This is a genomic window from Bacillus sp. WC2503 (genome assembly GCF_052682895.1).
In genome coordinates, this window is the sequence record NZ_JBQYMD010000001.1 from 1,832,343 (window position 1) to 1,844,439 (window position 12,097).

At 36.3% G+C, this 12,097-nt stretch carries 12 protein-coding genes; 9 read left to right on the top strand and 3 right to left on the bottom strand.

Annotation, left to right across the window (positions count from 1 at the left end):
* Positions 1-19 precede the first annotated feature (19 nt).
* The 9 genes from ACUN26_RS09340 to ACUN26_RS09380 all read left to right on the top strand — a co-directional run bounded on the left by ACUN26_RS09340 (position 20) and on the right by ACUN26_RS09380 (position 9,863).
* Entirely contained in the window at positions 20-673 is a 654-nt protein-coding gene (locus ACUN26_RS09340; RefSeq protein ID WP_000711180.1) for a TetR/AcrR family transcriptional regulator, read from the top strand.
* 4 nt (positions 674-677) lie between these two features.
* A complete protein-coding gene (locus ACUN26_RS09345) occupies positions 678-1,646 on the top strand; it encodes a YbgA family protein (RefSeq protein WP_001248628.1) in 969 nt (322 codons plus the stop codon).
* 216 nt (positions 1,647-1,862) lie between these two features.
* On the top strand, positions 1,863-3,008 hold the full coding sequence (locus tag ACUN26_RS09350; protein ID WP_000397277.1) for an acyl-CoA dehydrogenase: 1,146 nt from the start codon (positions 1,863-1,865) through the stop codon (positions 3,006-3,008).
* A 15-nt stretch (positions 3,009-3,023) separates the two neighbouring features.
* Complete coding sequence (locus ACUN26_RS09355; RefSeq protein WP_000486760.1) at positions 3,024-4,361, top strand: acetyl-CoA carboxylase biotin carboxylase subunit; 1,338 nt, start codon at positions 3,024-3,026, stop codon at positions 4,359-4,361.
* Positions 4,362-4,387: 26 nt separating this feature from the next.
* Positions 4,388-4,603: an acetyl-CoA carboxylase biotin carboxyl carrier protein subunit gene (locus ACUN26_RS09360; protein ID WP_001987345.1), complete on the top strand. Its 216-nt coding sequence runs from the start codon at positions 4,388-4,390 to the stop codon at positions 4,601-4,603.
* A gap of 21 nt (positions 4,604-4,624) precedes the next feature.
* Positions 4,625-5,536, top strand: a complete 912-nt coding sequence (gene mvaB / locus ACUN26_RS09365) for a hydroxymethylglutaryl-CoA lyase (RefSeq protein ID WP_000775419.1) — start codon at positions 4,625-4,627, stop codon at positions 5,534-5,536.
* Between the two features lie 4 nt (positions 5,537-5,540).
* Positions 5,541-6,329, top strand: a complete 789-nt coding sequence (locus ACUN26_RS09370; RefSeq protein ID WP_000939822.1) for an enoyl-CoA hydratase — start codon at positions 5,541-5,543, stop codon at positions 6,327-6,329.
* A gap of 2 nt (positions 6,330-6,331) precedes the next feature.
* Positions 6,332-7,873 carry an acyl-CoA carboxylase subunit beta gene (locus ACUN26_RS09375; RefSeq protein ID WP_000893092.1) on the top strand — a complete coding sequence of 514 codons (1,542 nt, stop codon included), beginning with the start codon at positions 6,332-6,334 and terminating at the stop codon, positions 7,871-7,873.
* Between the two features lie 49 nt (positions 7,874-7,922).
* Positions 7,923-9,863 (top strand): AMP-binding protein, encoded by a 1,941-nt coding sequence (locus ACUN26_RS09380; RefSeq protein WP_000806475.1) that lies wholly within the window; start codon positions 7,923-7,925, stop codon positions 9,861-9,863.
* 465 nt (positions 9,864-10,328) lie between these two features.
* Here the strand turns inward: ACUN26_RS09380 and ACUN26_RS09385 are convergent, their stop codons facing one another.
* The 3 genes from ACUN26_RS09385 to ACUN26_RS09395 form a co-directional block, all read right to left on the bottom strand.
* Entirely contained in the window at positions 10,329-10,496 is a 168-nt protein-coding gene (locus tag ACUN26_RS09385) for a hypothetical protein (RefSeq protein WP_000358199.1), read from the bottom strand.
* Positions 10,497-10,797: 301 nt separating this feature from the next.
* Positions 10,798-11,262 (bottom strand): exosporium leader peptide-containing protein, encoded by a 465-nt coding sequence (locus ACUN26_RS09390; protein WP_000343244.1) that lies wholly within the window; start codon positions 11,260-11,262, stop codon positions 10,798-10,800.
* 197 nt (positions 11,263-11,459) lie between these two features.
* On the bottom strand, positions 11,460-11,828 hold the full coding sequence (locus ACUN26_RS09395; RefSeq protein WP_000526884.1) for an FtsB family cell division protein: 369 nt from the start codon (positions 11,826-11,828) through the stop codon (positions 11,460-11,462).
* Positions 11,829-12,097 lie beyond the last annotated feature (269 nt).

The window sequence follows — 12,097 nt, forward strand, 5'->3', positions numbered from 1 at the left end:
ACAAAAAGGGGCTTTGTACATGAAGAAGGATTGGCTTGAGGAATTGATTGCTGCAACTAATACTGATAATCGAAATGAACGTCAAATGCGTATTTTAGAAGCAGCTGTTGATATGTTTGGAGAAAAAGGATATGCTTCAACTTCAACAAGTGAAATTGCAAAGCGTGCTGGTGTAGCGGAAGGAACGATTTTCCGCTACTATAAGACGAAAAAAGATTTATTGTTAGCGGTCGTAATGCCAACTTTAACAAAGTTTGCTGCACCATTTTTCGTACAAGCTTTTGCGAAAGAGATATTTAAAACTGATTATGAATCGTATGAAGGGCTTTTAAGGGTAGTCATTCATAATCGATTTGAATTTGCCAAAAAGCACTTTCCAATGATTAAAATATTAATTCAAGAAGTGCCGTTTCAGCCAGAGCTAAAAAGTGAAATACAACAATTAGTAGAAACAGAACTGCTTTCACATTTTAAAAAGTTAATTGTAAAGTTTCAAGAAGAAGGGGGAATTATTGAGATGCCACCACCTTCCGTGTTACGGCTTACATTATCAGCTGTTTTAGGATTTCTATTAACTCGGTTTTTATTATTACCTGAAGAGAATTGGGATGATGAATTGGAAATTGAAAATACGATTCAATTTATTTTGTACGGACTAACGCCACGGAGGTAATGAAATGCGACAATTTGCAAAACCTACAATCGTCGTAAGTAAATGTTTAGAATTTGATGCTTGTCGTTATAATGGAGAAATGATTCCGGATGTAACAATACGAAATTTGCAGCCATTTGTTACATTTATACCTGTTTGTCCAGAAGTCGAGATTGGATTGGGAATTCCTCGTGAAACGATACGAATCGTAGAAGAAAATGGTGTGAATACACTTGTGCAACCGTCGACAAGAGAAGACGTTACTGAAAAAATGGAGCAATTTTCAAATGGATTTTTACAAACGATATCCGATGTGGATGGATTTATTTTAAAGAATCGCTCGCCAAGTTGTGGTACGCGTGATGTGAAAATTTATTCTGGTTTTGAAAAAGCGCCAGCAAAAGGAAAGGGACCAGGCTTATTTGGCGGAGCAGTATTAAAAAATTTTTCGCACCTTCCAATTGAAGAAGAAGGTAGATTGTCGAATTTTATTATTAGAGAACATTTCTTTACAAGGTTATTTACAATCGCATATTACAAAATGATTAAACATAATAAAAATATGAAAGACCTTGTATCGTTTCAGTCGGACAATAAATATTTATTTATGGCATATAATCAGGTAAAACAAAAAGAATTAGGGCGTATTATTGCAAATCAAAAAAATGAAACGATTGAAATTGTATTTGATAATTATGAGAAGACTTTATATGAATTATTTTTGCGCGCGCCCCGCTATACATCGAATGTAAATGTATGTGAACATATTTTCGGATATTTTAAAACGAAATTAAAAAAACAAGAAAAAGATTATTTTTTAGAACTGATACAAAAGTATGCAGAAAAGAAAATACCACTTAGTAGTTTGCTTGCAATTTTAAAATCATGGGCCATTCGGTTTGATGAAAAGTATTTATTAGGACAAACATATTTTGAGCCATATCCTGAAGCGTTAGTAGAAATTTCTGATTCGGGAAAAGGTAGAGATTATTAAACAATAAATTACATAATTCGACATAAAACTTCCTATGTTGTTGTAGAACAATGTAGGAATTTTTTTGTGCATTAGCACAGAATCTGTTTTAAAATTAAGTTATGACAGAATTGTAGCAATTGTCTAACTAATATTCTTGTCTTTTAAGAAGTAATGTTTGTAGTAGAAACTCGCACGCTGTCGAAACTCAATATTCGATAAGGGGTGTGTAGCGGAATGGAATTTACTCTAACTCGCGAAAAACAAATGATTAAAGAAATGGTACGTGACTTTGCTGAAAAGGAAATCGCACCGAAAGCTGTGTATTATGACAAAACTGCAGAGTTTCCATATGAAACATTTCAAAAAATGGGCGAACTAGGATTATTAGGCATCCCATTCCCAGAAGAGTATGGAGGTTCAGGTGGCGATACAGTATCGTACGCGCTAGCAGTTGAAGAAATTGGTCGTGCTTGTGGTGGTACAGGATTAAGCTACGCTGCAACAATTTCATTAGGTGCTTCTCCAATTTATTATTTCGGTACAGAAGAACAAAAACAAAAATATTTAGTTCCAATGGCATCAGGTAAAACGTTAGGCGCTTTCGGATTAACGGAGCCAAACGCTGGATCAGATGCAGGAGGCACACAAACGAAAGCGGTATTAGATGGTGATGAGTATGTAATCAGTGGTGAAAAGTGCTGGATTACAAACGCAGAGTATGCAAATACAATTATTGTAACCGCTATCAACGGTGTTGAAGAGAATGGTAGAAAACGTATTTCTGCATTTATCGTACCGACTACAAGTGAAGGATTAACGATCTCAAGTCCTTACGATAAGATGGGTGTTCGCGCTTCTAATACTTGTGAAATCGTACTTGATGGTGTGCGTGTACCGAAAGAAAATATTCTTGGTGATGTTAATAAAGGATTTAAACAATTCTTATATACACTTGATGGAGGACGTATTTCAATTGCAGCATTAGCAGTAGGTATTGCACAATCTGCATTTGAACGTGCATTGCAATATGCGAAAGAACGTCAACAATTTGGAAAAACAATTTCTAATTTCCAAGCGATTCAATTTAAATTAGCGGATATGGCGACTGAAGTAGAGTTAGCACGTAATTTAGTACATAAAGCAGCTTGGTTAAAAGATAACGATAAACCTTTCGGTAAAGAAGCGGCTATGGCAAAACTATTTGCATCTGAAGCAGCTAGTCGTATTGCGAATCATGCAGTACAAATTCATGGCGGTTATGGCTATATGCGTGAATATGAAGTTGAAAGACATATTCGTGATGCAAAACTGTTAGAAATTGGTGAAGGAACTTCTGAAATTCAACGTCTCGTAATTGCTAGACATTTAGGATGTAGATAAAAAGGAGGAATCACTATGTTTCAAAAAATATTAATTGCCAATCGCGGGGAAATCGCAGTTCGCATTATGAAAACTTGTCAAAAACTTGGAATTCGTACCGTCGCTATTTATTCTGAGGCTGATGAAAATGCCCTTCATGTAAAAATGGCAAATGAAGCTTATCTAGTAGGTGGTCCACGAGTTCAAGAAAGCTATTTAAACCTTGAAAAAATTATTGAAATAGCTAAGAAGACAAATGTTGAAGCAATCCATCCGGGGTACGGATTATTATCAGAGAATCCATCTTTTCCGATTCGCTGTAAAGAAGAAGGAATCGTATTTATTGGTCCTTCAGAAGAAATCATTACGAAGATGGGAAGTAAAATTGAGTCACGTATAGCAATGCAAGCAGCAGATGTACCAGTAGTTCCAGGTATTACTACAAATATTGAAACTGCTGAAGAGGCAATTGAAATTGCAAAACAAATTGGTTATCCATTAATGCTTAAGGCATCCGCGGGCGGCGGAGGCATTGGAATGCAGTTGATGGAAACTGAGCAAACGCTCACCAAAGCATTTGAAAGTAACAAAACAAGGGCACAAAATTTCTTCGGTAATGGAGAAATGTATTTAGAGCGTTATATTGCAGACGCGCATCATATTGAAATTCAGCTTTTAGCAGATACACATGGTAACACAGTGTACTTATGGGAACGTGAATGTTCCGTACAGCGCCGAAATCAAAAAGTAATCGAAGAAGCACCTTCACCTTTTTTAGATGAAGGTACACGAAAAGCAATGGGAGAAGTGGCTGTACAAGCTGCTAAAGCTCTTGGGTATACAAATGCAGGTACAGTTGAGTTTCTTGTAGATGATCAGAAAAATTTCTATTTCTTAGAAATGAATACGAGATTACAAGTAGAGCATCCCGTTACAGAAGAAATTACGGGGTTAGATCTTGTAGAACAACAACTTCTTATCGCAAGTGGAGAGAAACTATCATTTACTCAGGATGATGTAAAACGTAGTGGTCATGCCATTGAAGCACGTATTTATGCAGAAGACCCGAAAACATTCTTCCCGTCACCTGGGAAAATTACAGATTTAACATTACCATCAAATATACGTATGGATCACTTTTTAGAGAATCATGTAACAATTACACCGTTTTATGATCCAATGATTGCAAAAGTCATTGCTCATGGTGAAACTCGTGAAGAGGCAATTTCAAAATTAGAAAATGCTCTAGAGGAGTTGAAAATTGAAGGTATTAAAACAAATACACCGATGCTACTGCAAGTGCTCGGAGACGATGTGTTCAAAAGTGGTATTTATACAACGGGTTTCGTAACGAAACAGCTTGTTAAAAAATAAGATTTATGAATATTAAGGGGGAAAAAATGATGACGAAAGTATATGCATCGATGGCAGGAAATGTTTGGAAGATAGTTGTAGGAGTAGGAGATACAGTAGAGGAAGAGCAGGATGTCGTCATTTTGGAATCTATGAAAATGGAAATTCCAATCATTTCAGAAGAAGCTGGCACAGTTATGAAAATTAATGTGCAAGAAGGCGATTTTGTAAATGAAGGAGATGTATTACTAGAAATTGAATAGGGAGATATAGGGGGAAGCGAATTGAAACTACCTAATTTTGCTGTCATTAAAGAAGTAGGGCCACGTGATGGCTTACAGAATGAAAAAAAGATTGTTGGCACAAAAGATAAAGTAAAATGGATTCAACTACTTACAGAAGCCGGATTGTCGTACGTTGAAGTTTCCTCATTCGTTCACCCAAAATGGGTTCCTGCCTTAGCGGATGCAAATGATGTCTTTTCTGAGCTAAAAAGGGATCCCAATGTTACATATGCTGCGCTTGTTCCAAATCAAAATGGTTTGGAACGAGCTTTTTTGCAAAATGTAGATGAGGTGAATGTTTTTTTATCAGCGAGTGAATCTCATAATAAAAGTAATATTAATAAATCAATTAAAGAAGCATTAACTGTTATTGAAGATATAACAAAACAGGCAATATTCGAAGGGAAAAAGGTTAGAGGTTATGTTTCTACTGTATTTGGATGTCCGTATGAGGGAGATATAAGTGCCGCAGCAGTTGATGAAATATGTAATCAACTATTTTCATACGGCATTTATGAAGTTTCTCTCGGTGACACGATTGGTGTAGCGAATCCATTACAAGTAGAACAAGTATTAGAACATCTATTAAAGAAATATGATGCTTCGCAGTTTGCAATGCATTTTCATAATACGTATGGGATGGCACTTGCAAATGTAGTGAAGTCTTTAGAACACGGTATTACAACGTTTGATAGTTCTTGTGGTGGACTCGGGGGATGTCCATATGCACCGGGAGCATCAGGAAATGTTGCAACTGATGATTTAGTGCATATGCTCCATAAGTTAGGTGTCCAAACAAATATAGACGAAGAAAAGTTATGGAGAGCTAGTCAATTTATTCAAAGTAAGTTAAATATCCAATTACCGAGTCATGTGTATAGAGCGCTTCAACATAAAACGATAAGTAGGTGAGAAGATGCTACAATTACAAAATATTTCAGTTGACTATGTAACACCGCATGTTGTAAAGATTTCGTTATATCGTGAAAGACAAGCAAATTCTTTATCTTTAGCGTTATTAGAAGAATTGCAAACAATATTAACGGAAATAAGTGAAGAGTCAAATACACGTGTAGTTATTTTAACAGGGGCTGGTGAAAAAGCGTTTTGTGCTGGCGCAGATTTAAAAGAACGAGCTGGTATGAATGAAGAGCAAGTTCGCCATGCGGTTGGTATGATTCGTACTACTATGGAAATGGTGGAACAATTACCACAACCAGTTATTGCAGCTATTAATGGAATTGCTCTTGGTGGTGGTACGGAATTGAGTTTAGCCTGTGACTTTAGAATCGCTTCTGAAAATGCAAGCCTTGGTCTGACTGAAACTACCCTTGCAATTATACCTGGAGCAGGTGGTACGCAGCGTTTACCGAGATTAATTGGTGTTGGTAGAGCGAAAGAATTAATTTATACAGGAAGACGTATTTCGGCGCAAGAAGCGAAAGAATATGGTTTAGTAGAATTCGTCGTACCAGCTGATTTACTAGAAGAGAAAGCGATTGAAATTGCAAATCAAATTGCTAGTAATGGTCCTATTGCAGTTCGATTAGCAAAAGAAGCAATTTCTAATGGTGTTCAAGTAGATTTACATACCGGATTACAAATGGAAAAACAGGCGTACGAGGGTGTAATCCATACGGAAGATAGATTAGAAGGATTACAGGCATTTAAGGAAAAACGCAAACCGATGTATAAGGGGGAGTAAATGTGTTAGAACAAAAACAACAATCAAATAATTTTGAAGAACGAGTTGAAACGATTAAACAAGGTGGAGCACCGAAATATCATGAACAAAACAAAGCAAAAGGAAAACTATTTGTTCGAGATCGTTTAGCTCTTCTATTTGATAATGGCGAATATGTAGAAGATGCATTATTTGCAAATTGTGAGCAAACAGGGTTACCGGCTGATGGTGTTGTAACTGCAACTGGTAAAATACATGGGCGTACTGCGTGCGTAATGGCAAATGATTCAACTGTGAAAGCCGGATCATGGGGAGCTCGTACAGTTGAAAAGATTTTACGTATTCAAGAAACGGCTGAAAAGTTACGTGTTCCATTATTTTATTTAGTTGACTCTGCTGGAGCGCGTATTACAGATCAAGTAGAAATGTTCCCAGGGCGCCGCGGTGCGGGAAGAATCTTTTATAACCAAGTGAAATTATCAGGTAAAGTTCCACAAATTTGTTTATTATTTGGTCCTTCTGCTGCTGGTGGTGCATATATTCCAGCTTTTTGTGACGTTGTTATGATGGTGGAAGGTAATGCATCTATGTATTTAGGATCTCCACGTATGGCTGAAATGGTTATCGGTGAGAAGGTAACTTTAGAAGAAATGGGCGGGGCTCGTATGCATTGCTCAGTATCAGGATGCGGAGACGTTTTATGTAAGACAGAAGAAGATGCAATTACACAGGCTAGACAATACATTTCATATTTTCCAAGCAACTACTTAGAAAAGACTCCATTGATGACACCTCAAGAACCGAAACAGTTCGATAAAACGTTAGAACAAATCATTCCAGAAAATCAAAATGCTCCTTTCAATATGAAAGATCTGATTAACAGAATTATAGATGACGGCTCATTCTTTGAAGTGAAAAAATTATTTGCTCAAGAACTCATTACAGGTTTAGCACGCATTGATGGTAAGCCAATAGGTATTATTGCAAATCAGCCGCGTATGAAAGGTGGCGTTTTATTCCACGATTCAGCTGATAAAGCAGCGAAGTTTATTAATTTATGCGATGCATACCATATTCCATTATTATTCCTTGCAGATGTACCAGGATTTATGATTGGTACAAAAGTAGAGCGCGCTGGTATTATTCGTCACGGTGCAAAAATGATTTCTGCAATGAGTGAAGCAACTGTACCGAAAATTTCTATCATTGTTCGAAAAGCATATGGAGCTGGTTTATATGCAATGGCAGGTCCGGCATTTGAACCAGATTGCTGCTTAGCATTACCGACAGCTTCTATTGCTGTAATGGGTCCAGAAGCAGCGGTCAATGCTGTATATGCAAATAAAATTGCGGCTTTACCAGAAGAAGAGCGTGCAAGCTTCATAGCTGAAAAACGTGAAGAGTATAAGAAAGATATTGATATTTATCATTTAGCATCAGAGATGGTGATTGATGGTATTGTTCATCCAAACAATTTACGTGAAGAGTTAAAAGGGCGTTTCGAAATGTATATGAGTAAATATCAAGTATTCACGGATCGTAAACATCCTGTATATCCAGTTTAAAAGCCCTATTTAGGGCTTTCTTGCTCAAAAAGTCAAGGAGGGGAAAACATTGAAACAAGCAGTTTGGTTTCCAACAGAAGAGTATAAGGAAAAAACACGTTTATATGGTTGGATGAAATCATTGGGATATGAAGACTATGAAACTTTTTATAATAAATCTATTGAGGAAACAGCTTGGTTTTGGGGAGAGGCAGAAAAAGCAGTTGGCTATCAATGGATGAAACCTTATACAGAAGTGTTAGATTTAGAAAATGGTACGCCATTTGCACAGTGGTATAATGATGGAACATGTAACGTTGTAGAATCAGCTTTATCCCGCTGGATTGCGGATGAAGTGACAAGAAAACAGCCAGCACTTCAGTACGAAGGGGAAAATGGAACTTCAAAATCATTTACATATGAAGAGCTTGACAATTGGGTAAGCCGTGTGGCCAATGGTTTGAAACAAGCGGGTATTGAGAAGGGCGATCGTGTAACAATTTATATGCCGATGATTCCGGAAACAGTTGTTGCGATGCTAGCTGTAATGAAAATCGGAGCAATTATTTCACCAATATTTTCGGGATTTGCTTCGGATGCAGTTATGACACGCGTACAAGCAGCTGGTTCAAAAATGATTATTACCGCAGATGGATTTTCACGCCGCGGGAAAATTGTTTCTTTAAAGGATGAAGTAGATAAAGCTTGTGAACATTGCCCGACTGTTGAAAAGGTGGTAATTGTTCGTCATGCAGGAAATAATTTTACACCGCATCATTATGACTTTTCATGGAGTACGCTAGAAAAAGAAAAACCATTCATACATGCCGAAGAAATGCATAGTGATGATCCTTTAATGCTCATATATACATCAGGAACGACTGGTAAGCCGAAAGGAACGGTACACACGCATGCAGGATTTCCTTTGAAAGCAGCTTTTGATGCAGGATTTGGAATGAATATTAAACAAGGTGATCGTGTATTATGGGTAACTGATATGGGCTGGATGATGGGGCCATTTTTATTATTCGGTTCACTCATAAATGGTGCAACGATGGTTATGTACGAAGGTGTTCCAGACTTTCCAGAAGCAGATCGCTTATGGGAGACGGTTGATAAATATGAAATTACTCATCTCGGTATTTCGCCAACGTTAATCCGTGCATTAATGGCAAAAGGTGATGAGTATGTGAATAAACATTCTTTAAAGAGTTTAGAAGTATTCGCATCAACAGGAGAGCCTTGGAATCCTGATCCATGGATGTGGCTGTTTGAAACAGTTGGAAAAGGAAAAGTGCCAATCTGTAACTATTCAGGCGGAACTGAAATTTCTGGTGGGATTTTCGGTAATGTTCTGATTAAGCCAATCGCACCAATTAGTTTTAACGCATCGTTACCAGGTATGGCTGCGGTTGTACTTGATGATCAAGGTAAACCAATCCGTGATGAAGTTGGAGAATTATGTTTAGAGAAACCTTGGGTTGGAATGACGAAAAGTTTCTGGGAAGACGATGAGCGTTATGTGAACACATATTGGTCACGATTTGAAAATAAATGGGTTCATGGTGACTGGGTTATTTATGATGGTGAACAATATATCATTACAGGGCGTTCAGATGATACGCTAAATATTGCTGGTAAACGTATTGGGCCTGCTGAATATGAGTCTATTCTTGTGAAACATATTAATGTAATAGAAGCAGCTTCCATTGGTGTACCTGACGATGTAAAAGGTGAGGTTTGTCATTGCTTTGTAGTATTACGAGATGGTGTAATATTTACAGCAGAATTAAAGAAAGAATTAATGAGTTTAGTAAATTCTCATATCGGAAAAGCATTATGTCCAAAGGATATCCACGTTGTAGCGGATTTGCCAAAAACACGTAATTCTAAAGTAATGCGACGCGTCATCAAAGCGGCTTACTTAGGAAAAGAATTAGGAGATTTATCATCACTTGTAAATCCAGAAGTAGTTCCACATATTCAGGGTCTACAGTCTAGTAAATTATAAATGTAGGAATGAGCTCTATGTAAATGGAGCTCATTTTTCATGTTTATAAAAAGAGAAGAAGTAAATTTGAAGTAGTAAAATTCTACTTGTATTATTACGACGTATGTTTGTTTTATAGTTTTTATCAAAATAGGATTGTGGCGTGTCTATTCATTGGAGTGATTGAATTGTGTTAAGGATGAAAATTTAGTGAAGCGAAAAGTAATGAATAAAAGGAGAAATCCCTGGGGGACAGGGATTCACTAAGGGAGATAGTATTGTCGTGCGATGTCGAAATTTGGCGTATTCGACAAATTAATATTATCACGAATTTTCAGGAGATTGTAATAGGGAATGTGTCAAAAATGTGTACGTATTTCCTATTAAAGTGTTATGTAAATAGGAAAAGGGAAAAAATTAAGTTCACTCGTTCTTAAGAATTTTTCCCCTTAAAATTTAGTATTTGTTCGTTATTCTATATACGTCTTAATTTGGTAAATCTTCAACATGTAAAGATTGAGTATTGCCCTTTTTGTTTGAATTATGTGCCTTCTGAGATGTTTCTTGCATTTGCTCTTGGGCTTTACTAGGAGTATTCAGCGCATCAGATGATACATGATCAAGTTGTTGACTTAATAAATCTTTTTTATCCATGTTATGTAGCTCCTTTTTGAACTTTGATATAAAAACGAAGTGTTTTTAAATAGTTACGTGGGTATTATGTATCTTTGAATGGAATTATATACACAAACTACATTGAGAAGTTAACTACTTATAAAAATTACCTGTGATGACAAGCTGAAGAAATATAAAGATCATTAGTGATTAATAAAAGCATTATTTTAGTAGGGTGTTACGAAATTTCATTTAAAAGGAACATCCCAATGATAAAAAAGAGCACTGTAAATCAGTGCTCATCTTATCAGAAACTGCTTAGTCCTTAAAAACAAAACCATTACGGACAATTCACAATGGTAATAGTGACGCTAGCCATTGTTCCAGGAGAATCAAGAAGTGAAGCAGTAACGGTTACTGTTCCAGGCCCATTAGCGGCTAGAAATACAGCGGTAAAGTTACCTGAAGCATTGGTAATGACAGCAAGAGGAACCATGAAAGCAAGAGAAGGGTTACTAAATGAAAAACTGACCACTACTCCTGGAGTAGGACTACCGTTTACTAATACTTGCCCCGAAAAAAATAAAGTATTATTTCCTTGAGTGGATACACATGCTGTGGTTTCGTTAGAAGTCAAGGTAATAGATGCAGGCCCAGCGGGAAGATTAAATCCAGTTGGTCCAGTTGAACCAGTAGCTCCTGTAGAACCTGTGGGACCAGTAGGGAATTGAAAGGGTTGAACAGGTGGAAGTGTAGGTCCAATAGAACCCGGATTAAGTGCAACAAAAGATAAAAACTCGTCCATTATTTATCACCTCTAAAAATTGTATTACTAATAGTAAATGTACTGACAGAGCAAAGTGAAATGGACAAGCGGTTGTATTTTAACAAATTAAGCAAAATAGTTATTTGATAGAAAGAGAGAGTAGTATGATTCCTTTAGAAATTAAATATAAAAAGGCGATTATCTTCAAATCGCCTTTTGGGTAATGCAGTGTAATTTTATTCAGTTATTTGAAATATAGTTTCATTCGGTTTAGAAAATCCATACAATTTCCTTGCGAATTTTAAAATTTCTTCTTCACTACTTGTTAAAGCTTTAACATCATTCTTAAGGGAATGACCATCCTTCTTTACAGAAGATAATTTTTGTTGTTCCGTATTCAGCGTGATTTGTTTTTCTTTAATCATTTCTTGTTGGTTATTCAGAGAATATTGAAGGACAAAAATTATAGGTACCATAATAGCCAAAGTAGTTATAATACGGCGTCTTGTTTTTTTTCTATTACCTTGTTGTGTATTAGGGTTCACTTGCTGTGAGGGTATATTAGGATTTGATTGGTGTGATGATACTTTTGGGATGTTTCCCATTAAAATGCCTCCATTACTGATTGTAGAATTTAAACCGTTTAAAAGTATTATAAATGTTTAATGGGAATTTTAGAAGATATTTTAATATAGTTGCATATCGTAAAGTTTAAACAAAATCCTTATTTACATAAAAGAAACACCGATTGTCTGCGAGGCTCCTAAGGATAATCATCAAGTAATGAAGTACTCGACTAATTAACGATATCACGAATTTTTGGGTAAAAACATTGAAAAATCCGTTTAAATTAATAGGAGTATTATTTGAAATA